Annotated in this window: 28 protein-coding genes; 15 read left to right on the forward strand and 13 right to left on the reverse strand. The window is 57.1% G+C overall.

Features of this window, described 5'->3' with window-relative positions; genetic code table 11:
* Positions 1-3: 3 nt before the first annotated feature.
* Entirely contained in the window at positions 4-357 is a 354-nt protein-coding gene (locus OAN307_RS05025; RefSeq protein ID WP_015498748.1) for a hypothetical protein, read from the forward strand.
* 30 nt (positions 358-387) lie between these two features.
* Positions 388-801, forward strand: a complete 414-nt coding sequence (locus OAN307_RS05030; protein ID WP_015498749.1) for a hypothetical protein — start codon at positions 388-390, stop codon at positions 799-801.
* Positions 802-892: 91 nt separating this feature from the next.
* Here OAN307_RS05030 and OAN307_RS05035 read toward each other — a convergent pair whose 3' ends face one another.
* Positions 893-2011 carry a beta-ketoacyl-ACP synthase III gene (locus OAN307_RS05035; protein WP_015498750.1) on the reverse strand — a complete coding sequence of 373 codons (1119 nt, stop codon included), beginning with the start codon at positions 2009-2011 and terminating at the stop codon, positions 893-895.
* Positions 2012-2177: 166 nt separating this feature from the next.
* Here OAN307_RS05035 and OAN307_RS05040 point away from each other — a divergent pair, with 166 nt between their 5' ends.
* A complete protein-coding gene (locus OAN307_RS05040; protein WP_217564382.1) occupies positions 2178-2762 on the forward strand; it encodes a BrnA antitoxin family protein in 585 nt (194 codons plus the stop codon).
* 17 nt (positions 2763-2779) lie between these two features.
* Here OAN307_RS05040 and OAN307_RS28795 read toward each other — a convergent pair whose 3' ends face one another.
* The gene (locus OAN307_RS28795; protein WP_015498752.1) at positions 2780-2953 is read right to left on the reverse strand and encodes a hypothetical protein; all 174 of its coding nucleotides are present in this window, start codon (positions 2951-2953) and stop codon (positions 2780-2782) included.
* A gap of 625 nt (positions 2954-3578) precedes the next feature.
* On the reverse strand, positions 3579-7031 hold the full coding sequence (gene carB / locus OAN307_RS05045) for a carbamoyl-phosphate synthase large subunit (protein WP_015498753.1): 3453 nt from the start codon (positions 7029-7031) through the stop codon (positions 3579-3581).
* A 388-nt stretch (positions 7032-7419) separates the two neighbouring features.
* Between carB and aspS the strand changes: the two genes are divergently transcribed.
* The 3 genes from aspS (at position 7420) to OAN307_RS05065 (ending at position 12064) form a co-directional block, all read left to right on the forward strand.
* Positions 7420-9273 (forward strand): aspartate--tRNA ligase, encoded by a 1854-nt coding sequence (aspS, locus tag OAN307_RS05055; protein ID WP_015498754.1) that lies wholly within the window; start codon positions 7420-7422, stop codon positions 9271-9273.
* Positions 9274-9442: 169 nt separating this feature from the next.
* Positions 9443-10843: a DUF1800 domain-containing protein gene (locus OAN307_RS05060; RefSeq protein ID WP_015498755.1), complete on the forward strand. Its 1401-nt coding sequence runs from the start codon at positions 9443-9445 to the stop codon at positions 10841-10843.
* 3 nt (positions 10844-10846) lie between these two features.
* Complete coding sequence (locus tag OAN307_RS05065) at positions 10847-12064, forward strand: DUF1501 domain-containing protein (protein ID WP_015498756.1); 1218 nt, start codon at positions 10847-10849, stop codon at positions 12062-12064.
* A gap of 19 nt (positions 12065-12083) precedes the next feature.
* On the opposite strand, the gene OAN307_RS30645 is transcribed toward OAN307_RS05065, so the two are convergent.
* Positions 12084-12212 carry a hypothetical protein gene (locus OAN307_RS30645; protein WP_275450636.1) on the reverse strand — a complete coding sequence of 43 codons (129 nt, stop codon included), beginning with the start codon at positions 12210-12212 and terminating at the stop codon, positions 12084-12086.
* Positions 12213-12323: 111 nt separating this feature from the next.
* Here OAN307_RS30645 and OAN307_RS05070 point away from each other — a divergent pair, with 111 nt between their 5' ends.
* Positions 12324-13040, forward strand: a complete 717-nt coding sequence (locus OAN307_RS05070) for a GNAT family N-acetyltransferase (protein WP_015498757.1) — start codon at positions 12324-12326, stop codon at positions 13038-13040.
* An 11-nt stretch (positions 13041-13051) separates the two neighbouring features.
* Here OAN307_RS05070 and OAN307_RS05075 read toward each other — a convergent pair whose 3' ends face one another.
* Complete coding sequence (locus OAN307_RS05075; RefSeq protein WP_015498758.1) at positions 13052-13768, reverse strand: response regulator; 717 nt, start codon at positions 13766-13768, stop codon at positions 13052-13054.
* 193 nt (positions 13769-13961) lie between these two features.
* On the opposite strand from OAN307_RS05075, the gene mce reads away from it, so the two are divergent.
* Both mce and OAN307_RS05085 read left to right on the forward strand, forming a co-directional pair.
* Positions 13962-14366 (forward strand): methylmalonyl-CoA epimerase, encoded by a 405-nt coding sequence (gene mce, locus OAN307_RS05080; RefSeq protein WP_015498759.1) that lies wholly within the window; start codon positions 13962-13964, stop codon positions 14364-14366.
* Entirely contained in the window at positions 14366-14677 is a 312-nt protein-coding gene (locus OAN307_RS05085) for a DUF1467 family protein (protein ID WP_015498760.1), read from the forward strand. Before mce ends, OAN307_RS05085 begins: the two co-directional genes overlap by 1 nt.
* Here OAN307_RS05085 and OAN307_RS05090 read toward each other — a convergent pair.
* From OAN307_RS05090 to OAN307_RS05105, 4 genes are all read right to left on the reverse strand, one after another.
* Positions 14659-14859, reverse strand: coding sequence for a hypothetical protein (locus tag OAN307_RS05090; protein ID WP_015498761.1), 201 nt, complete (start codon positions 14857-14859; stop codon positions 14659-14661). The genes OAN307_RS05085 and OAN307_RS05090 overlap by 19 nt on opposite strands.
* Before the next feature lie 51 nt (positions 14860-14910).
* Positions 14911-15180, reverse strand: a complete 270-nt coding sequence (locus OAN307_RS05095) for a hypothetical protein (RefSeq protein WP_015498762.1) — start codon at positions 15178-15180, stop codon at positions 14911-14913.
* A 71-nt stretch (positions 15181-15251) separates the two neighbouring features.
* Entirely contained in the window at positions 15252-15947 is a 696-nt protein-coding gene (locus OAN307_RS05100; protein WP_015498763.1) for an EI24 domain-containing protein, read from the reverse strand.
* Positions 15944-16522, reverse strand: coding sequence for a nitroreductase family protein (locus tag OAN307_RS05105; RefSeq protein ID WP_015498764.1), 579 nt, complete (start codon positions 16520-16522; stop codon positions 15944-15946). Before OAN307_RS05105 ends, OAN307_RS05100 begins: the two co-directional genes overlap by 4 nt.
* A 96-nt stretch (positions 16523-16618) precedes the next feature.
* Between OAN307_RS05105 and OAN307_RS05110 the strand changes: the two genes are divergently transcribed.
* Entirely contained in the window at positions 16619-16960 is a 342-nt protein-coding gene (locus OAN307_RS05110) for a RidA family protein (protein ID WP_015498765.1), read from the forward strand.
* Between the two features lie 38 nt (positions 16961-16998).
* Here the strand turns inward: OAN307_RS05110 and OAN307_RS05115 are convergent, their stop codons facing one another.
* Positions 16999-17685 carry a pentapeptide repeat-containing protein gene (locus tag OAN307_RS05115; protein ID WP_015498766.1) on the reverse strand — a complete coding sequence of 229 codons (687 nt, stop codon included), beginning with the start codon at positions 17683-17685 and terminating at the stop codon, positions 16999-17001.
* 157 nt (positions 17686-17842) lie between these two features.
* Between OAN307_RS05115 and OAN307_RS05120 the strand changes: the two genes are divergently transcribed.
* Entirely contained in the window at positions 17843-18043 is a 201-nt protein-coding gene (locus OAN307_RS05120; protein WP_044043233.1) for a hypothetical protein, read from the forward strand.
* Between the two features lie 48 nt (positions 18044-18091).
* Entirely contained in the window at positions 18092-18541 is a 450-nt protein-coding gene (locus OAN307_RS05125) for a DUF302 domain-containing protein (RefSeq protein ID WP_015498767.1), read from the forward strand.
* Positions 18542-18717: 176 nt separating this feature from the next.
* Here OAN307_RS05125 and OAN307_RS05130 read toward each other — a convergent pair whose 3' ends face one another.
* Positions 18718-19818: a class II histone deacetylase gene (locus OAN307_RS05130; protein ID WP_015498768.1), complete on the reverse strand. Its 1101-nt coding sequence runs from the start codon at positions 19816-19818 to the stop codon at positions 18718-18720.
* Positions 19819-19852: 34 nt separating this feature from the next.
* Complete coding sequence (locus OAN307_RS05135; RefSeq protein WP_015498769.1) at positions 19853-20107, reverse strand: hypothetical protein; 255 nt, start codon at positions 20105-20107, stop codon at positions 19853-19855.
* Between the two features lie 161 nt (positions 20108-20268).
* Here OAN307_RS05135 and OAN307_RS05140 point away from each other — a divergent pair, with 161 nt between their 5' ends.
* Entirely contained in the window at positions 20269-21045 is a 777-nt protein-coding gene (locus OAN307_RS05140) for a M48 family metallopeptidase (protein WP_015498770.1), read from the forward strand.
* Positions 21046-21111: 66 nt separating this feature from the next.
* On the opposite strand, the gene trhA is transcribed toward OAN307_RS05140, so the two are convergent.
* Entirely contained in the window at positions 21112-21765 is a 654-nt protein-coding gene (gene trhA, locus OAN307_RS05145) for a PAQR family membrane homeostasis protein TrhA (RefSeq protein ID WP_044044479.1), read from the reverse strand.
* Positions 21766-21957: 192 nt separating this feature from the next.
* Between trhA and OAN307_RS05150 the strand changes: the two genes are divergently transcribed.
* On the forward strand, positions 21958-22308 hold the full coding sequence (locus tag OAN307_RS05150; RefSeq protein WP_044044480.1) for a YigZ family protein: 351 nt from the start codon (positions 21958-21960) through the stop codon (positions 22306-22308).
* Positions 22309-22653 (forward strand): diacylglycerol kinase, encoded by a 345-nt coding sequence (locus tag OAN307_RS05155; RefSeq protein WP_015498772.1) that lies wholly within the window; start codon positions 22309-22311, stop codon positions 22651-22653.
* The last annotated feature ends 2 nt before the right edge of the window (positions 22654-22655 follow it).

Genomic DNA, 22655 nt, shown 5'->3' on the forward strand with positions numbered 1-22655 from the left:
GCCATGTATGCCAGACAATGTCTGTCGATGGGTCGCATCGCGCTACAAGCTGTGCATGGCGCCGCGCAAACTTTTGCGTGGGATTTTCCATATGTTGTGAGCATTTATGTCTATACTGTTGGATGCCTGCACGACTATTACGACCTTCTTGAAGGGGCGAGCGTGTATGACACTGAGGAGGTGGTCGAGCGGTTAAACGAGGACCGGAACCTTGGTGAGGACCTCGCGTCCGACCTGATGCGTACATTCGGTTGTTTGCCCGAAGACCTGCAAGATATTTTGGTGGATGACGATACAGACGATGATGTCACCTACGTTATGGAACATATTTCCAGCGATGAGAGAAAATGTCGATAACTGCGAAATACCTTATAAGGAATTGATAATATGGCAGGTTTAACCCGATCACGCGCCGAGTTTTCGCGCAATTTGGCCTTGATATCGGTGCTGCTGCATCTGTTGTTGCTGGGTTTTTTGATCACTCTGATGTTGATCCGGTACGAAGAAACCCTGCTTGATCTGTTCATGATTGTGACGCCTGTTACGGCGGCCTATTTCATTTCGGCTTTCACCTGGCTCGCCAAAGTGGACGGGCGCGGTGATCGGCGTGGGATCAGCTGGCAATCTGCAACGGCGATGATCGTGGTCGTGGTGGCTGTGTTTCTCGCGCTTTATGGCGTGGTCTATATGAAATTCATTGGTAATTTCGATGCAACTGTGGCCAAAGTGATTGCTGGCGCCATTGAAACGGCATTTGCAGGCGCCCTTGCTGTATTAATCAAGGAGTTCTTTGACACCTGAACGGGATGTCAGACGAAGGGGACGAACGGCACGCCGCATGCCGAAAGGACGGTCAGGGCTAAAAGGGCGAGTGTCAGTTTCATGTGCAACCTCATGCGCGTTCCAGAATGACGGAGCCAACGGAGTAGCCTGCCCCGAAGGAGCAGATGATACCGACATCACCTTTAACCATGTCAGATGAATATTTCGCAAACGCGATGATCGATCCTGCCGAGGATGTGTTGGCGTAGTCTTGCAGAATATTGGGTTGCTCACCGGCCTGCGGGTCGCGCCCTAAGACCTTTTTGCCGATATAATCGTTCATTGCCTTGTTGGCTTGGTGCAACCAAAGGCGTTTCAGATCAGCGGCTTGCAGGCCCTCTTTGTCCAAATGCTCAGCGATGTGTTTGCTGACCAATGGCAGGACTTCTTTGAAAACTTTGCGTCCGTTTTGCATGAATTGCATATCGCGGCGGTCGTCCATTTGATCGCGTGTGCGGCGCAGAAAACCATTATTATTGCGGATATTGTTGGAAAACTGGGTCGCCAGCTTGGTGGATTTGATCTTGAAATACGCGCCTTGCAGGTCTTCATCACGTTCGATCAACACGGCAGTTGCGACGTCGCCAAAGATGAAATGGCAGTCGCGGTCACGCCATTCCAGATGGGCCGAGCAGATTTCGGGGCAGACGACCAAGGCGCTTGTAATGCTGCCGGATTTTATCATGTCTGTGGCCATTTGAATGCCGAACGTGGCGCTGGAACAGGCGACGTTCATGTCAAACGCGAAGCCGTCGATTTCGAGCAGGTTTTGAATTTCCACGGCAATGGCGGGATAGGCGCGTTCGTGGTTGGATGCGGCACAAATAACGGCGTCAATATCGTCGGCGGATTTGCCGGCCTGTGCCATAGCCTGCAACGCGGCGTCCACGGCCATTTCTGCCATCAGGCTGGGTTCACTATCGTCACGATCCGGCATCTTGGGAAACAGCCGCGCGGGGTCAAGAATGCCAGCTTTATCAAAAACGTAGCGGCGTTCAATCCCTGAGGCGGCGAAGATAAATTCGCTTGATGAATGGGGTTTTGCGGCAATCGTTCCTGCCGCAATCGCATCTGCATTTTTCGTGTTAAACAGATCCGCATGGGCGTTAAATGCCACCACCAATTCATCGTTTGTGATACTGTGTTCGGGGGTGAAAACCCCTGATCCCGTTATGGCTGCGCTGTACATACCTGGCCCCTATTGGTTTATATTTATGCGGCCATCGGGGGCGAAATTGCAAGGGACACACAGCGTACACCACTTGTGCACCACGCGTATGGCAACGGATGCGCACGGTCGGGCAGGGGATGGTTAAGATTTTGAGCAGAAGATGGTGTTCGAAGTGGAGCAACCCATGCGCAAAATTGAACCGAAGAAAATGACCGCGACGGAACGCAAGCACTGGGGCTTTGGCGTCGATGCGATCCGGATGATGGAAAATGAGTTGATGGGCTATCTGCACGAATATCGTGCGCTGCCGCTGGAATGGGACGAGATCTGGAAAGACGAGGACCGGCGCGACCCAAAACGCACGCGGGTGACGATCCGGCTGGACGCGGATGTGGTGAAGTATTTCCGCGCGATGGGCGCGGGGTATCAGGCGCGCATCAACCGCGTGCTGCGGGCGTATATGCATTTCCGGCTGGCGAAACTGGTCGAGGGGCCGGACACGATGGACTACATTCTGCGCCCCGAAGAAGTGCTGGCAAGCGCTCGTGCAAGGCCGGACTGGGGCGACGCCGAAGCCCATAATGCGAAGTACAACGCGCTGGCTGATGAGACGCGGGGGCAGGTGAAGAAGACAGCCGATAGGGTGGCTAGCCCAGACAAAGCGTCGCCCACCGGCGCGGTCGGGCCGCAAAAGCAGATGTCAAAGGACACGCAACCCAGCTGGTCGACTGATCCGCTTGATGGGCCGAAGGACAGGACGGGGCGGTGAAGCCGCCCCATCCGTTTTTACTTTTCTTTGCGCACGCCTTTGAAAGGAGTTTTGCTTGAAGTTTTTTGGTTCATGAAGCGGCCAGAGTCTGCGTCGCGCTTAACCCAGTTGCCATTTGGCGCCTGAGTTTGAGAGCGTTTGCGGACCATGCCTTTGCGCTGACCGTCGCCGGTGGGAAGATTAGTTGCCATTTTCGAATCCTCCTACTGGGTATGGCAAGGTTTGCAGCAGTAGAAGCAACCGTTGACTTGAGTGTAGTGAATTTTCGATTTGGTCACTGCCGGATCGCAAGACGAGTAGTTTCCTAAAAGGGTGCGGTTATGGGGTTCAGGCAACCATGAACATCCGGTCGTATGAACTTCATGATCGCCGTTGCTTTGCGAATTTTTGTTTACGTAATAATTAGCCATTGTTGGCCCTCTTTAGTTGTTGGTGAGGGCCTTGCTTGACTTGCTCGAAGCTGTCTGATTCAAGACAGGTGCTTACCGATACCCACTACGACCCTCGAGGAAGAAGTGGAGCCGGAGCAGACGTCGCCATGGTTGCACCCATTGGCGGCGTCGCCTGTTTCCAGCCGTCTTTATTAACATACCTAATGTGGGGGAGCAGTCAATTATTTGCGCATAATTTTAGACGCAATACCACTGATAGTATTATAAACGACGTTTTTAGGCAGCCCGTCAATAGAAAATTTTACAAAGTGTGTACTCTTTGACGCATGATATAGTGATTTTGAGGCATAATTTGACTAAATGTGGGGGCTCACCGTGAAATTCTCCCCTCAAAGTAAGAACTTGATGATAGACCTGTGGATAACTATCCCTGCAACGCGCGCACTTTAACGTCGCCTTCAACTTTTGCCTTCATAGCGAGGGCGGCGGCGTGGGAGCCGCTTAGGGTTGTGTAATACGGGATGCGGTCGTTTAGGGCGACGGCGCGGATGGAGCGGCTGTCTTCTACCGCCGCTGTGCCTTCGGTTGAATTGAAGACCAGCGCGATTTCACCGTCTTTGAGCAAGTCGGCGACGGTGCGTCCGCCCTCGTAGACTTTGTTGACCAGTTCGGTTGTGATGCCTTGCGTCGCCAGCCAGTCGGCGGTGCCTTTGGTGGCGCAGATGGTCATACCAAGGCCGGTGACGATCTGTGCGGTCTCAAGCAACTGCGGGGTCTTGTCGCTGTCTTTGATGGAAAAGAACACGCGTCCTTTTGTGGGCAAATCGACGCCCGCGCCCATTTGCGCCTTGAGGAAGGCGCGATCGAATGAGCGCGCCCAGCCCATGACTTCGCCGGTTGAGCGCATTTCAGGGCCCAAGATCGTGTCGACGCCGGGGAAGCGGTTGAAGGGCAGAACGGCCTCTTTGACGGAAAACCACGGGGTTTTCGGATCGGCCAGCGTGAACGGGTTGCCGAGCGGCATGATGTCCATCGGGTTTTCGGCGGCCGCGTAGGGCGCGCGGTGCGGGAAGTTTGACAGCGGTTCACCAGCCATCAGGCGCGCGGCGATTGAGGCGATGGCGCTGTCGGTGGCTTTGGCCACAAACGGCACTGTGCGGCTGGCGCGGGGGTTCACCTCGATTAGGAAGACTTCTTCAACGCCTTGGTCATTGGCTTTGACGGCGAACTGCACGTTCATCAACCCAATGACCTTGAGGGCGAGGGCCAGCGCGTTGGTTTGGCGGGTGATTTCCGCGATTATTTCATCGGACAGGGTGTGGGGCGGCAGGGAGCAGGCTGAATCGCCGGAATGCACGCCGGCTTCTTCGATGTGCTGCATGATGCCGGCGACGTGGGTGTTTTCCCCGTCTGACAGGCAGTCAACGTCGACTTCGATCGCGCCGGACAGGTAGCTGTCGAGGAGGACAGGGCTGTCGCCGCTGACCACCACAGCCGATGTGATGTAGCGTTTCAACTGGCCCATGTCGCGCACGATTTCCATCGCGCGGCCACCCAGCACGTAGGATGGACGGATCACGAGGGGGAAGCCGATGTCGTCTGCAATTTCAAGGGCTTGTTCATCTGTTGAGGCGATGCCGTTGTGCGGTTGTTTCAGGCCAAGATCGTTGACCAGCGCCTGAAAGCGTTCGCGGTCTTCGGCCCAATCAATGCTGTCGGGGGAGGTGCCGAGGATCGGGATGCCTTCGTCTTGCAGGGCTTGTGCGATCTTGAGCGGGGTCTGGCCGCCGAACTGCACGATAACGCCGTGCAGGGTGCCGTTGGATTGTTCCACGCGCAGGATTTCCATGACGTGTTCGAATGTCAGCGGTTCAAAATACAACCTATCCGAGGTGTCGTAGTCGGTTGACACGGTTTCGGGGTTGCAGTTGATCATGATGGTTTCGTAGCCCTGATCGGTGAGCGCATAGCAGGCGTGGCAGCAGCAGTAGTCAAATTCGATGCCTTGGCCGATGCGGTTCGGGCCACCGCCAAGGATCACGACCTTTTTGCGGTCCGACGGGCGGGCTTCGCATTCGACTTCGCCCATCATCGGGGCTTCGTAGGTGGAATACATGTAGGGTGTCTGGGCTTCGAATTCGGCCGCACAGGTGTCGATGCGTTTGAAGGCGGCGACGACGCCTAGGTTAATGCGCGCGCGTCGCACGTTGTCTTCATGGCGGCCCGACAGGGTCGCGAGGCGGGCGTCGGTGAAGCCGAGCATTTTGAGTTGGCGCAGCCCGTGTTCGTCGGTGGGAAGGCCGTTCTTTTTGACCACCGCTTCGGCGTCGATGATTTCGCGGATCCGCGCAAGGAACCATGGATCAAACGAGGTGACGGCGTTGATGTCGACGTCAGACAGCCCGTGGCGCATGGCCTGCGCGATGACGCGGATGCGGTCTGGGGTCTGTTTGGCCAGCGCCTTGGTGATCGCGGCGACGCCAGAAACCGGGTCTGTCGCACCCTCAATTTCGATGTCGTCAAACCCTGTCAGGCCAGTTTCCATCGACGCCAGCGCCTTTTGCATGGATTCGTGGAACGTGCGGCCAATGGCCATCGCCTCACCCACCGATTTCATCGCTGTGGTCAGGTAGGGTTCGGAGCCGGGGAATTTTTCAAACGCAAAGCGTGGGATTTTGGTGACGACGTAGTCAATGCTGGGTTCAAACGATGCGGGCGTGGTGCCGGTGATGTCATTGTCGAGTTCATCGAGCGTAAATCCAACGGCGAGTTTCGCGGCGATCTTGGCGATCGGAAAACCTGTGGCCTTTGATGCCAGCGCGGAAGACCGCGACACGCGCGGGTTCATTTCGATGACGACCATGCGCCCGTCGGCGGGGTTCACGGCCCATTGCACGTTCGAGCCACCGGTTTCGACGCCGATTTCGCGCAACACGTTGATCGAATGGGTGCGCATCAATTGGTATTCTTTGTCGGTCAACGTCAGAGCGGGGGCAACGGTGATGCTATCGCCGGTATGCACGCCCATCGGATCGACGTTTTCGATGGCACAAACGATGATGGCGTTGTCGGCGGTGTCGCGCACGACCTCCATTTCGAATTCTTTCCAACCTAGCAGGGATTGATCCACGAGGATCTGCGCCACTGGCGACGCTTCCATTCCTGTCCGGCAGAAGTGTTCGAATTCCGCCCGGTTATAGGCCACACCGCCGCCGGTGCCGCCCATGGTAAAGGCGGGGCGTATGATGGCGGGCAGGCCGATGTCGTCAAGCGCTGCGAGCGCGATGGCGATGCCCGCAGGGATGTCGAATTTGTCATTCACGCGCGGTGCGTTTTTGTCTTTGGTGGGGGCGGTGACGATGGTGGCTTTGGGGTTTTCGATGCCAAGGCGATCCATGGCTTCGCGAAACCGCTGACGGTCTTCGGCCATTTCAATCGCTTTGCGCTTTGCGCCAATCATTTCTATGCCAAGCAGTTCAAGGATCGATTTGCCCGCCGCATCTGCGCCAAATTCCGCAATCACCGCGTCAAAATCTGCGCCCGTGAACAACTGCGAGATCGTCATTTCATCCAAGGCAAGCGACGTGTTCAGGCCGGTTTGCCCGCCCATGGTGGGCAGTAACGCATCGGGGCGTTCTTTGAGCATGATTTTGGCGACCACAGCGGGGGTGATCGGTTCGATATAGGTGGCATCGGCCATGTCTGGATCGGTCATGATCGTCGCAGGGTTCGAATTGACCAGCACGACGCGGTAGCCTTCTTCGCGCAGGGCCTTGCACGCTTGCGCGCCGGAGTAGTCGAATTCGCAAGCTTGGCCGATAACAATGGGGCCCGCGCCGATGATCATAATCGACTTAATATCGGTACGCTTTGGCATGGCAGTGCCCCCCTATGTGCAAATTATCGGGGTTATATGCGTGGGGCGGTCAAGTGCAAGGGGGAATGGGTCGATCGGGACGATCAGGCGGCACGTGCAAGCCCTGTTGCGGCGCGGGGTGGGTGGGCCAGATGTATGTGGCCACCCAGACGCCCGCGTTTGCCTTTTGTTGGGTGTTCGTGACGTAAACCGATACGCGGTTTTCTTGGCGCGCATTTGTCCGCATTGTAAAATATATGGTGGGTGGAACATCGGTGGCAGCGGCAAATGTGTCGCGTGACGCCGCCACATTGCTTATTGGCGTGGCAAACTCGCCCCCGAGACTTGACTTTCGCTGCGCTGCGCGGTGTTTGGGGGCAATTATCTTTGCCCTGAAGGACCAGCTGATATGCACGCCTATCGCAGCCACACTTGCGCCGATTTGAACAAGGATAACGTGGGCGACACCGTTCGTCTGTCCGGTTGGGTGCACCGCGTGCGCGACCATGGTGGATTGTTGTTCATTGATTTGCGCGACCATTACGGCATCACGCAGGTCATGGCTGACCCCGACAGCCCAGTGTTTGGCGACATCGAAAAGGTGCGCAACGAATGGTGTATCCGCATCGATGGCGAAGTTAAGGCCCGCGATGCGAGCTTGGTGAACGACAAGCTGTCCACGGGCGCGATTGAGGTGTTCATTCGCGACATCGAAGTCTTGGGTGCTGCCGCCGAATTGCCGTTGATGGTGTTTGGCGATCAGGAATATCCGGAAGAAACCCGTTTGAAGTACCGCTATCTGGACCTGCGCCGCGAAAAGATGCAGAAAAACATGAAGCTGCGCAGCGATGTTGTGTCGTCCATGCGCAAGCGGATGTGGGACAAGGGGTTCCGCGAATTCCAGACGCCAATCATCACGTCGTCCAGCCCCGAAGGTGCGCGTGATTTCTTGATCCCGTCGCGCCTGCACCCCGGTAAATTCTACGCCCTGCCGCAAGCGCCGCAGCAGTTCAAACAGCTGATCATGGTCAGCGGTTATGACAAATATTTCCAGATTGCGCCGTGTTTCAGGGACGAAGACCCGCGTGCGGACCGATCCCCGACAGATTTCTACCAGTTGGACCTAGAGATGTCGTTCGTTGAACAACAAGACGTGTTCGACACGATCCAGCCCGTCATCACCGGAATTTTCGAGGAATTCGGCAACGGTCGCAACGTGGACCAAACGTGGGAGCAGATTTCGTACCGCGATGCCGCGCTTTGGTATGGCAGTGACAAGCCCGACTTGCGCAACCCGATCAAAATGCAGGTCGTGTCCGAACATTTCCGCGATTCCGGCTTTGCGATTTTCGCGAAATTGTTGGAACAAGACGGCACCGAAGTGCGCGCTATTCCGGCACCAACGGGCGGCGGGCGTAAATTCTGTGACCGCATGAACGTGTTTGCACAAAAAGAAGGCTTGCCTGGGATGGGCTATATCTTCTGGCGCAAGCAGTCGGCGGATTCCATTGCGCAGGAACGCGGGATATCGGTGAAAGACGTTAACGCACTGATCAAGTCAGGTGAGATCACCCTAGGTGACGAGGCCGCTGGCCCGCTGGCCAAGAACATCGGACCAGAGCGCACGGAAGCGATCCGTCAGCAGTTGGGTCTGACGGTAGGTGATGCGGCGTTCTTCCTTGGTGGTAAGCCGAAAACGTTTGAAGCGGTTGCTGGTAAGGCGCGGGCGGTCATCGGCGATGAACTTGGTCTGACCGACTTGAACCGTTTTGCATTCGCGTGGATCGTCGATTTTCCGATCTACGAACGCGACGCCGAAACTGGCAAGATCGACTTTGAACACAACCCGTTTTCCATGCCTCAGGGCGGAATGGCGGCGTTGGATGGCAAGCCTGAGGACGTTTTGGGCTACCAGTATGACCTTGCGTGTAACGGCTATGAATTGGTGTCGGGTGCGATCCGGAACCACCGCCCAGAGATCATGTTCAAGGCGTTCGAAATTGCGGGCTTTGGTAAAGACGAGGTCGAAAAACGCTTTGGCGGCATGGTCAACGCATTTCAATACGGCGCACCGCCCCACGGTGGATGTGCGGCGGGCGTGGACCGCATCGTGATGCTTTTGGCGGACGCGGACAACCTGCGCGATGTCATCATGTTCCCGATGAACCAACGCGCTGAGGATTTGATGATGTCGGCCCCGTCTGAGCCGCAGAACGAACAGATGCGCGAATTGCGTTTGCGGGTTATTCCGGCTGACGATTGATCTAAAGACGATTAATTTGACGACGATACGATTTGAAACGGGCGGGGGTCACTCCGCCCGTTTTGCATTGCTGAGCCTTTTGGCGGTCGGGCACTAAATGTGCGCGGTTTTTTTTCCGACGTGTAAAAAATCGGCGCAAAGGCGGATCATACCTATATACTTAAGCTAAATGACAAACGGAGCTTTCGACGTGCCATTTGATCCGACAATTGCTGCGATCCGTTTTGGGATGGGCCTGTCACCGACCATCGCGCCGCCCGCGTCGGTGGATGATATGCTGACGCGGTTGGCGGGTCGCGATGACATCGGTGTGGCAATTCCGATTCCGACGTTTTCAACGGTTTACCCGTCGCCCTTGGATTTAAGAAATGCGACCCGGGCCCTGAACGCGGCGCGTGGCACGGACGCGGAGGAGGCCGCGTTAGAAGCCCGATCCGACATGCGTGCAGAGGGCCGCGCAGCGGTGGGCAAGCACATGTCGGCCAATCTTGCGCGGGCGATGTATACCAGCGACGGTTTTCGCGAACGTCTGGCGTTGTTTTGGGCGGATCATTTCACGGTTCGATCAACGTCAGGAAGCCGGCGCCATCTGGTGACGCCTTATGTCGAAGAAGCGATCCGCCCGCATGTGGCGGGGCGGTTTTCTGATATGTTGGTGGCGGTGGTGGGCAGCCCGATGATGATTGTCTACCTCAATCAGAATCGATCTATGGGGCCTAACAGCCCGTTGGCGTTGCGCCGCGATGGTGGCTTGAACGAGAATTTGGCGCGCGAAGTGTTGGAACTGCATACGCTTGGTGTTGGTGGGGATTACACGCAAATTGATGTGCGCCAGTTTGCGGAACTTTTGACAGGTGTCACAGCCAGTGGGCGACGGGGCGGATATTTTGAATCCCGGCAGGCCGAACCCGGGTCCGAAACGGTTTTGGGCATCACATACGGCGGGACCGAAGAATCCCTTGATCATGTGAATGCGGCGCTGCGCAATCTTGCGATGCACCCCGATACCGCCCGCCATCTGGCACAAAAGCTGGCGGTGCAATTTATTGGACCGGACCCTGAAATGTCATTGGTTGATGCCATGGCCGCGCGATATTTGGCAACGGATGGCACACTTTTTGCGATGTATGAGGCGTTATTACAGGACGCGGCTGCGTGGTCGCCTGTCGCAAAAAAGGTAAAGCAACCGTTTGAATTTATTGCATCTTCTATGCGGGCACTTGCTGTGTCGCGGACTGAAATTTTAGACGCCTCATTGCAACAGGTGCGCCGTTGGGTCCTGCGTCCGTTAAGTTTGATGGGTCAAAACTGGCAAAACCCTGTGGGGCCGGATGGTTGGCCGGAAGACGATGAAAACTGGATTACGCCGCAGGGCATGGCGGGGCGCATTACCTGGTCAATGCAGGTGCCGCAGGAAATGCTGGATGACCTGCCAGACCCGCGCGAATTTGTGTATTCCGCGCTGGGCCCGACCCCGCCGGAATCCGTGCTGTTTGCCGCCAATGCCGCCGAAACTGTGAGCGACGGGATCGGTATTGTGCTGGCGTCCGCCGCGTTCCAGAGGAGATGAGCAATGGATCGTAGACGTTTCCTGATGAGTGGTGCCGCACTTGGGTGTTCTGGCGCAGCGTCGCCGTTGATCACCCCGGTCGCCATGGCCGCAGCACCGTGGGACACGCGGTTGGTTGTCATAATCTTGCGTGGTGCGATGGACGGTTTGGACGTGATCCAGCCCTACGGCGACGCGGCATTGGCCGGATTGCGCCCGACGTTATTAACGGGCGAGGCAGGTGGGGCCACCGATTTGGATGGATTCTACGCGCTGCACCCGTATTTCGCACCGCTGCGCCCGCTTTGGGAGGCTGGTGAATTTGGTGCGGTTCATGCCGTGTCCACGCCCTATCGCGACAAACGCAGTCATTTTGACGGGCAGGATATTCTGGAGGCGGGCCTGCCGGATTTGACGGGGGGCGGGCTGCGCGATGGTTGGCTGAACCGTATGTTGCAGGTCGTGCCGGGGCTGGAGCCCGAGGTGGCGTTTGCCATTGGTCGCGAACAGATGTTGGTATTAACGGGTGACGCACCGGCGTCGCGCTGGTCACCGGATGCGCAGCTGTCGATTTCGTCGAACGCGCGGGCGTTGTTGAATGTGGTGCATCACGACGATCCGCTGTTTCGGGATGCATCTGCCGCTGCCATTGAAATTGCAGAACAAATTGCAATGCAGGGTGAACTTGCGGATGAAACAGACGCGATGATGGCCGCCAATCCGATGATGGAAACCGTGCAGCGCAATGGTGAACACGTGAAGATTGCGGAATTTGCGGCGTCGCGGTTGCGGGGCGATACGCGGATCGCGTCGTTTTCGATCAACGGCTGGGACACCCACGCGCGGCAGGGAAATGCTTTGCGGCGCGGCGCGGACGCTTTGACAGATACAATCCTGACGCTGCGTGCGGGTTTGGGGCCGGTTTGGGACAAAACTGCGGTGCTGTGTCTGACGGAATTTGGCCGCACTGCACGCGAAAATGGCAGCAAAGGCACGGATCATGGCACAGGTGGCGCGATGCTGTATGCGGGTGGTGCGCTGCGCGGCGGGCAGATCATTGGCGATTGGCCGGGGCTGGGCGAGGGCGATCTATATGACGGGCGTGACCTGCTGCCGACGCGCGATGTGCGCGCGCACGCGGCATGGGTCATGCGCGGCTTGATCGGACTGGACCGTTTGGTGTTGGAACAGGCGATCTTCCCCGGCCTCGACCTTGGTTCAAACCCAGGTCTTTTATTATAAGGCCCCAAATTGTCGCTGATTAGGCGGGCAGGGTGACGGCCGCGATCACAGCCGCGCCGAGAAGCAGGACGCCAGCAGTCAGGACCATCCAGTCAAGCGTCGCGTTGCCGTCTTCTTCCGTCCAAAATTTTTTAACAAAGCGTTCCATTGTGCGCATTCCCTTATGCTACTCATCAACTTACCAAGGGACTAATGGCGTTGAATTGGGGCAATATTCCGCCGGACTTGTGGTGTGTTTGGGTATTTTTGGGGGTATTAAATGGACACGACCAGACGGCCGATTGGCCCGATTGTTGACTTTGGCGGGGCGAGATTTCCCGATGGCCGCACACTTATTGGCGCACATGTGCGGCTTGAGAAGATTGATCCTGCACGCCACGGCGCGGGCCTTTGGGCGCAGATGACGGGGCAGAACGCGCTGTGGGATTATCTGTTTGAGGAGCCGCCTGCGGATCAGGCCGAATTCATCGCAGTTGTGACACAATACGCCAGCAGAGCGGATTGGCTGGGGTATGCGGTGTGCCTGCCGGACGGGGATGTTGTGGGCTATGCGTATTACCTCAATATTGTGCCCGCGATGGGCACGATCGAGGTTGGCAATATTAATTTTGCGCCTGTGTTGCAGCGAACCGTCGCCGCGACGGAGGCGATGTTTTTGATGATGCACGAAGCGTTTGCTTTGGGCTATCGGCGTTATGAATGGAAATGCAACGCGCTGAACCGGCCGTCGCGCCAGAGCGCACAGCGGTTGGGGTTTTCTTGGGAAGGGATTTTCCGGCAACATTTGATTGTCAAAAACCGCAATCGTGACACCGCATGGTTGGCGATGTGTGATCAGGACTGGCCCGCGATGCGTCGCGCGTTTGAAGTCTGGCTCGCGCCAAACAACTTTGATGATGCGGGTCGGCAGCGCCAATCTTTGCGCGCTTTGACCGGGCCGCACCGCATCGCCAATGATCCTGCACAGCCAAATTAAAGAGACGCGGTTTAAATTATGGCCGTTCGCGCGATGCGGTCTTGCACCATGGCTGCGATGCGGGCGACTTGGTTGTGCACCGCATGGCCGTTGACTTGCAGTTGCGCCAACGCGTCTATTTCGTTGCTGAGCGAGGTATCGTTGACACCGCGCGCGATGCCACCCAAAAATTGCGTCATATAGCGCAATGAGCGTTGGTCGGACGTGTCTTCGAGCGCGACTGCAGCGGCTTCCAGATCATCTCGCAGCGCAACTTCGTCTGGAAAAACAGAATCATAGGACAAAACGCGCACGCCACTTGGCTGGCGATCTGCGGGCAGGTGTTCAAGGATTTTTGATTGGAAGTAACTGATACTGGACAGCGGTTTGGCCAAAAAGCCATCCGCGCCCGCCTTGATGGCTTTGTTTTCGCCGTCAGGATCACCGGACGTGCCAAGCACCACTTCGACGCGCGATTTGCCAGCCGTCAGATCGCGGATCAAATCGACGCCGGACCCGTCGGGCAGGCCAATGTCGATGATCACAACGGATGGGCGATAAATTTTAAGGTGGCGATTTGCGTGAAACAGGCTGTCGGCGCGTCTGATCCGCGCACCGGATCGCAAACACAAAAGGCGCATTGCCTCGGATGCGAAACGGCTGTCTTCGACCACCAATACCGTCAGGCCAAGTAGCGGGCGGGCGGACGTTGGCGGGTGGGTCTGCATAAAATCGTCCAAACTATCCATGATGATTTCCCCATTTGGCCGCAACTGGCGGTGTTTGGTGTCAGTAGACTTCAGACCGGTGAATCTAAGGTTAATGGTACGGTCTTTAGGGAGTTGCCGATTTGCCCGCGACATGCTGACCGTTGCGCGTCGCGGCCCTATGTCCGATAATGCGAAATGAATAAGGCGTGCAGCGTAATACAGAGGGCGAAAAATGATTGGACGTTTGAACCATGTGGCTATCGCGGTGCCGGACCTTGACGCCGCCTGTGCGCAATACGCGTCCGCATTGGGTGCCACAGTGGGTGCGCCGCAGGACGAACCAGATCATGGCGTGACGGTGGTTTTCATCGATCTGCCCAATACAAAGATCGAATTTTTGTACCCGCTGGGCGACGACAGCCCGATCAAGGGGTTTTTGGAAAAGAACCCGTCGGGCGGCATTCACCATATCTGTTATGAGGTCGACGACATTGTTGCCGCACGCGAAAAACTGCTGGCCGAGGGCGCACGCGTTTTGGGCAATGGTGAGCCGAAGATCGGTGCCCACGGTAAGCCCGTGCTGTTTCTGCACCCGAAAGATTTCAACGGCTGCCTAATTGAATTGGAGCAAGTCTAATGGCGATCACATCTGCAATCGTTCTTTTCGCCGTCGTCTGGTTTATGACGTTTCTTGTCGTGCTGCCGTTGCGCTTGGAAACCCAAGGCGACGTTGGTGAGGTTGTGCCTGGAACGCATAAATCTGCGCCGTCCGGGGAGGTTGTCGGGCGCAAGGCGCGGATCACAACCTATTTTGCACTCCCGATCTGGGCCGTGTTGACAGTGGTCATCTTGTCGGGCTGGATTTCGGTGCGCGATCTGGATTGGTTTGATCGCATGGCCACACCAACGAGCATTCAACAGCCTGTCAGTCAGGACACGTCCAACTGAACCCATAACGGGCGATGGTCCGACAGCTGATAGTTCACATGTTCGCGAAACGCAGAGACGCGTTTGTCACGATCCGCGATCGCGTCTAGCTTGTCCCAAAGCCCAGCAAACACCGCATTGTCGAAATCAAACACATCGTAGTCGATGATGCGGTCCTGAAGACGCCCCGGCGCGAAGGCCATTTGGTCATAGGTGTTTTTGCCTGACAGGTTCGACCCGCCGACACGAGATGCCTATTTCAGCGGTTGCATGCCGTATTCGATCAAGGCGCAGTAGCTGGCCTGTTTCAGTGTCATATCAGGCACATTCATGTCACCCAGCACGTCGAGCGCGTTGTCGCTCCGGTTTTGGGCCCCGAAATTGGCGATGTTCCAGCAGGCCAGCAGCAGGCGGTCAGTCGTGCGTGGCGGCACATTGCGCAGATCGAAATGCGCATCGAGGGCGTGAATTTCATGGGCTTTGCGGAACGCGAAGGGGTCTTCGGGTTTACCGTGTGGGGGCATGACACCAGCTCCGCGAGGACAAAATATGCCCCAGACTAGGCGGATTCAGCCAGCCTGCCTAGCCAGTCTGCTTAGTCAGTCTGGCGGGCCAAGCGGTGATAGAGGTGGGTGAACGTCGCGGCCCCAAGAATTGGGATGAACAAGTTCATCAGTGGAATTGTCAGCGGCAGGGCCATCAACACACCCGCGACCCAAATCTCAGGCAGATGTTTGCGACGCATTTGCCGCGCGCCGATGCGGCCTTCGTGGCGGGTGGCGGCGAGGGTGAAATATTCGCGGCCCAACAGGAACCCGTTGAGGGCATAAAAGATCGGCAAGGCAAGAAATGGCAACATGACATAGGCGATGAACGCCAAAAGATTTGCCCCGACCAGCACGCCAAAGAATATCATGGTGTCGCGCAGTGCTTGCATGAACGCCACCTTAGGGGCGGGGGGCAGATGCGGGAAATGTTTGGCTTCGACAGCGTCCGCCACGTCTTCGAGGAAGAACGACGTGATGGCGGATGCGGCAGGGATCATCAGGAAGATCGACATCAAGATGATGACGCCAAGCCCGCCCCAGCCGAGCAGATTGCCGATCCATGTGACTTCCCCAATAATCGGCAGCGTGATGGGGCCTGCAGCAAACACGTCAATAAGTGCCAAAAAGCCTGCGTAGATTGCCACCAGCAGGGCCACCGTTAGACCAAGGCCAAGAAAAAGCACGCGGCGGAATGCGCGGTCGTTGATTTGGCCAAGCGCCTTAGCGAAATCCGAAAATATCATGCGTCAAGCCACGTTACCTTCTGCGCCAGATCGGGACGCGGGCGTTCGGGTGGTGCGTTGGTTTCAGTGCCGATATGGATCAGCCCCGCGATGCGTTCATCGGGCGCAAGGCCGAGCCCGTCTTCGCAAAACACACGGTCATGGGATGCCCAGCCGGACAGCCAATTGCCCCCCCAACCCGCCGCAAGGGTCGCGTTGAGCAAGGATAGACAGACAGCCCCCGCCGAATAGGTCTGTTCAACCTTTGGCACCTTTTCAGACGCCACGGGGCTGTCGACCACCACAATCGCAAGGTCCGCGTCGCGATATTGTGAGATCGATTTTTCCAGCTTGTCTGGCGCGATATTCAACGCGGCTGCCCGGTCCGGGATCATGCCCGCCAACCGCGCCAACGCAGGCTTGCCCAGCACGATAAACCGCCAAGGTTCCAGTTTGCCATGATCTGGCGTGCGCGCGGCGGCGCTCAACAGCATATCCAGCGTCGCGCGGTCCGGCACGGGTGCGCGCAGCGTCTTGGCGGGGCGCGACCGGCGGGTCAGCAGAAAATCGAGGGCGGCTTGGTTTGGTACGGGCATTGGGCATCCTTGATCAGGTTGCAAACAGATAGTCCCTCGGCGCGCGCTCTGCTAGGTCATGGGGGAACATACAGTTGAACATCAAAGGAAAAAACAATGATCGAACGCATTGAAACGGGCGAACGCTCCTCAAAAATCGTCAAACACAACGGCGTGGCGTATTTGACGGGCCAAGTGGCCGAAGGCAACACAATAGAAATTCAGGTGCAGACCTGTCTGGACAAGATCGACGCGCTGCTGATCAAGGCCGGATCATCGCGCGAAAAGATGCTGCGGGTCACGGTTTGGCTGGCAGATATGGATGACTTTGCAGGGTTGAACGCGGTCTGGAATGCATGGGTTCCGTCCGGTCACGCCCCGGCGCGCGCTTGTGTGAATGCCAAACTGGCGCGAGCTGAACTGAAGGTCGAATTTATGGTCGATGCGGCATACGAATAGGGTGATTGCGCGGTGAATAGGTGGTGTGCCGTGCTGCGCTAGAACACCCGCAGGCCGAGTTGAGCGAGCAATTCGGCCGCCTGTCGTTTAGAGATGAGAGCGCCTTTGAAGCGGCGCGCATCATGCAATCTAACACCGCTGAGATCAGCACCGCGCAGATCGGCGTTTTCAAACATGCAGTTTTCCAGATTTGCGTCGCGGAGGGAGCAGTCGTCAAATATAGAATCGCGAAAGTCACATGACCGCAGGTCCGCCTCGCTGAAATTAACGCGCCTCAGGGTCATCTTGCGAAACGAAAGCTTCGGGAGAATTGCGAAGACCAATAGAACGTCCTGCAAAACCAGGTTGGCGGTTTTCGCGTCTGTCAGGTCAGCACCTGTCATCTTGCAATGGCGTATCGTGATGTCCGCCAGCAGGGCGTTGCGAAAATCTGTGTTGCTGAAATCCCCACCGTCAATCGTGCTCTCTTGCAAGGCCGCGCCCAAAAAGCGCGCGTCCGCAGCGCGGCAGCTCTTGAAACTTGTGCCATCCAGCTGTGAGCCATTGAAAGACGTGCGTTTGCAACCGCAGTGATCAAAACACCAACCGGTGAAGTCTAGATCCGATAAATCCAACCCGTCTAGATCGCAGTTTGTAAGGGTGGTTGGCTGCTGCGTATCGCACATGCGTTCAATATCCGCGCGCGACGGTTTCAAATCATCGAAGGCGTGGGTTTGCGATGTCATGGTGAATTTTTGCAGAGCGCGACACTGCGCGCAAGCCAGCGGTGACGACAAATGAGGACTGATATTTGCGGCGTCCCCGTCGCCTGCCATAGCGTGATGGGATTGATACTGTAGCAACCACGACACCCTTTCAGGTGTTCCAACATAACAGCGAGGCATGAAAACGATTTCAGTCAAACGTGTTGTGCGTGGTGATCTTGATGACCTGTTTGCACTACGTGAACTGCACCTCTTGGCGGCTTTCAATCGCGCAATAGACGACCGCATGAGCGCGTTTTCGCCAAGCGATAGATCGACGCAGACTTATCGCGGTGATGTGATCGCGGGCTCTGTTTCTTGCAAAGTTTGGCTGTGTTAAAATTCGGCGGTGTTAACCATGTAGTTCAATAGTTTAAGGATCTGAAAGATGACCCCCACCAAACTCGCTGCCGCCATCATCGGTTGTGTGCTTGCCGCCTCAGCCTCGTTGGCCGATGTGGTCACGACCCGCGCCAATGTCAGCGTTGAGCAGGCTTTGGCCAACCTCACGGCCGCAGCTGAAGCAGCGGATGCCACCATTTTTGCGGTCATCGACCATCAGAAGGGCGCAGAAAGCATTGGCGTGGAACTGCGTCCCACGGTCAAGGTCATCTTCGGTCATCCGCAGTTTAGCACGCCAGCCATCGCCGCATCCCAGCTTATGGGTCTGCTGCTACCGCTGGAAATGCTGATCTGGGAAGACGCCGACGGCGTGGTCTATCTCAGCGTGCCAGAAATCGACCATGAGGCCAAAAAGTTGGGTCTCGACCACGCACACCCGTCGGTGGAGATCATCGAGGACGCACTGGCGATGATGGTCGCTGCGGCAGCGGGATAAGGCACCGCGCGAACGAAGTAGCGTCGGCAATGGCGCCTTGAAGATGCGTGCCTTTGAACCCGAACTGACAAAGTTGGGAGCAGGAATGGCCGGACTGTCTGGATACAGGCAGTTCGGACACGCCATATCGGACGTTTGGTGCACACAATCAGGACGGCGCGCCAAATCGGTTAATGCTAAAGCGCGTCCGCCATGTCCCCCAACAGCCCATCCAAGAAACGATCAAACGCCGCACTTGGTTGGCGCAGTGGGAAGACCTCGCCAAAAGGGTCGGGTGCGACGATGTCACTGCCCGCCATTTCCGCGATGACGTGGTGGCCACAGAACGGCACGTATACTTTAGAATAGCCGCCCTCATGGGCCATCATCAATCGGCCATTGCAGAGGTCTTGGGCAAGGGATTTGACCTGCTGTGTCATGATTTGAAACGTTTCAGCTGTCGCCAGCATCCGGCCCAACGGATCGATCGCGGCGGCGTCATAGCCGCAGGCGATAACGATGACATCGGGTTTGAAGGCTTGGATTTGTGGGATCACGATCTGTTCCATCGTTGACAAGTATCCGATGTGACCAGTGCCGGGGGGCAGTGGGATGTTGAGGTTGAACCCTGCACCCTTGCCGCGCCCGCGATCAGTAAAGTCGCCGGTATCCATCGGGTAGTTGCGGTCCTGGTGCATGGAAATCGTCAGCACGTCGGGGTCTTCGTAAAATATCGCTTCGGTGCCGTTGCCATGGTGCACATCCCAATCGAGCACGACAACCCGCTGCGTCAGATCGTTCGCGCGGGCAGATTGAATGGCCAGCGCGAGGTTGGCGAACAGGCAGAACCCGTTAGGGTAATCGGGCAAGCAGTGATGTCCGGGTGGACGCGACAGGGCATAGGCGTTGGTGACATCGCCTTTTAGCACGGCTTGCAATGCTGCAATGCTAAGGCCCGCAGACAGCGCTGCCATTTCGTATCCACCGGGGCCAAAGGGCGTGCGCCGCCCGAGTTCACCGCCCCCAGTATCAGATGCCGCCTTGAAGGTGTCGAGGTAAGACGCCGGATGCACGCGCAACAAGTCGATCCGCGATGCCTCTGATGCGCTGCGCAAATCGAGTTCGCCAGACAGTCCGGTGACGTCCATGAGGTTCTTCAGGCGCCGTTTGGATTCAGGGCTTTCGGGCAAACCACCGCCGACCATCGGCTGCACCAAGCCGCCGACGGGCAACATGCCAGCGTAATTGCCGCCACCGTGCCAAAAGCACCTTTCGTCCCAGAAAAATCCAGTTGTCATCGCGCACCCTTTTGCTTCTTTGGTTCTAAAATACCTAAATCCCGTTTTCGGCGTCTGTGTCTGAGCTAAATTGATAAGCTCCTTCGGGCAGGTCCAGCGCCAAGGATACATCGCGCAGTTGTGCCATGGACATCGTGATGGTCACTGGCTGGTCCGTGCGTGGATCGACTTGGGTCAAGGTGACACAGTCTTCAAACGCGGAAATCACCACGTCTTCGCGCAGCGGCACGTCGCCATCATCGACCAGCGTGACCACTGTCGCATCAAAGTCGTGTTCGATGGTGAACATGGCTGGCCCTCTTTTGTTTTATTGGCGTCATCTGCACCCTGCCTGTGCGGGTTTGCAGGCGTCAAGGGCCGTTCGCCGCTTACAACTGCGTGAGGGGACTGGCAGGCACGGGGTTCCCTGCTAGAATGACAGATAAGCGTCGCAGCAAAGGAACGCACAACATGCAGGTATTCAAGACACTGGCGGTCGCTATGCTGGTCGGAAGCGCGTTCGCGCTGGCGGGGTGTGATGTTGTGGTGGACTCCAATGGTCAGACCGCCAATGGTCGGACCGCAGGGCAACAGTCGTCTGTCGCGGTGCCGACAGCCGGGTCATCGGCTAATCCAGTTGCTGAAATACCGCGTGAACAGCGGGCCATGGCACGCGCGTTTATTGAGGTTGTGAACCGACTGGAACCCGTGGCCGAACGCGAATGCCGCAGCCGGCCGCGCGGATTTAATTGTGATTTCCTGATTGTGGTTGATGATCGCACAGGCCAACCTGCCAACGCGTTTCAAACCGTCGATGAACGGGGCCGGCCGATTATTGCTTTTACGCTCGCCCTGATTGCGGATGCGCGAAACACCGACGAATTGGCGTTCGTTATGGCCCATGAAGCCGCGCATCACATCGAAAACCATCTTGATCAGCAGCGCCGGAACGCAACGCTTGGCGCGGCTGTGTTTGGTCAATTGGCAGGCGTCACCGGTGGCGGTAATGAGGCCATTCGCACCGCGCAGGAATTGGGTGCAGCCGTTGGTGCGCGCAGCTATTCCAAGGAATTTGAGCTTGAGGCGGACCGCCTTGGCACCATCATCGCATTCCGTGCTGGTTTTAATCCGGTGCGCGGTGCAGATTTTTTCTTTCGTGTCCCTGATCCGGGTGATCGTTTCCTTGGCACCCATCCGGCCAATGCTGAACGGGTGCAGATCGTGCGCCAGACGGCTGCCGGTCTTTAGGGTCTGGTTTTCAGCCCATTCGCTATGGAATGCCCGACTGTGCGCGATTGTGGCGTGGATCGGTGATTAGGCGGCTGGCAAAACGCCAAGGGCGATGGCAACGCAAAAGCACACAGATGCGGCCAACACCAAGGTGTGCCAAATCGCGTTCTGGTAGCGCAGCCCGTTAATGCTGAACACAACTGCGCCCAATGAATAAACCAACCCGCCCGCCACGATCAGGCCCAGCGTCACCCCAGACACCAGCGGGATCAGCGAGGAGACGAGCGCGACGCTGAGCCAGCCGAGCCCGAGGTACAGGCCAACACCCCAGCGGTTGGGGCGGGACCAGAAAAACAGTTTTGCAATCGCGCCGACAGCGGCAAGCGCCCAGACAAGTCCCAAAATGCCATGGGCGAACGCGGACCCGATCAACACGACAAGGGGTGTGTAAGTACCTGCAATCTTAAGGTAAATCGCAGCATGGTCGATACGGCGCAACACGGCACGCGGGCCTTCCCACGGGGTGAAATGATAGCACGCCGAAGCCACGAACGACCCGATCAGCGCCGCTCCATAAATAGACAGCGCGACAACAGTTCCAACGGTGGTGTCGCCGCTTGCCGCGATAATCAGCAGGGTGGTTGCGACGATGGCAAAGACAATGCCCGCGATGTGCACGGCGCCATCGGCAATCCGTTCGCTGCGTGTGAAGTCGGGGTAGGGGTCTGATACGTTCATGCGGCCAAGGTAGTTGCTAAATAGCGTCTGAACATTGTGCCGTTGCGTCACGAAATAACCAATGCACCTAACGCGCGGGCCTGCGCCGCATTGGTTGGGCGCCATTGGCCAGCGTGTGGTGCGCGCGCGAAAGCCCGGATCGGGCCAATTGTAACCTAGCGCGACCTCAGGCAGGGTGGGTCGATGAAGCAGATGCGCGTGTTTGAGAATATCTTCACTGACCGTGGGTCGAAATACGCGGTGTCCGGTGGCCCGTGCGCGTCTGGGGTTGCGGCCAAGGCGTTCATCAAGGCGCTGTGTCGGCGCAAGAAATTTGCCAAAGCCACCCACAACACATGGGGTCTGATCCTGCCTGACGGCACGCCGATCAAATCCGATGACGGCGAGGCGGGCGCGGGTCTTGTGATCATCCGCATGCTGGAACGCGAGGCGCGTGTTGGTGAGATTGTCGTCGTCACGCGCTGGTTTGGCGGTGTACATCTGGGTGGTGACCGGTTTCGCCGCGTGCAGGATGCGGTGCGGGTCTATTTGGAGGACGGGTGAATGGGTTTTTTCGAGCGGCTAAAATTGCGGACTATTTGGTCATGCGACGGCATCAGGGACACATGGCTGACGGAACGGTCGTTTCGCCAATGGGTCTGGGCCAATATTGTATCTGGCGGGCTTGGTTTTGTGCTGCTGGATGGCGGCGAACGCGCCCTGATCCTTGTGCTTGGGTTAATGGTTTTGGTGGTCGAACTGCTCAACACTGCAGTGGAACGCACGGTCGATTTGGTGTCATTGGATCGCAGTGATTTGGCAAAACAAGCCAAAGACGCGGCGAGTGGCGCTGTGATGCTGAGCGCGATCGCCGTTGGTGTGGCTTGGGTGGTGGTGTTGGTGGGGTAGAA

Source organism: Octadecabacter antarcticus 307 (assembly GCF_000155675.2).
GTDB classification, from domain to species: Bacteria; Pseudomonadota; Alphaproteobacteria; order Rhodobacterales; family Rhodobacteraceae; genus Octadecabacter; species Octadecabacter antarcticus.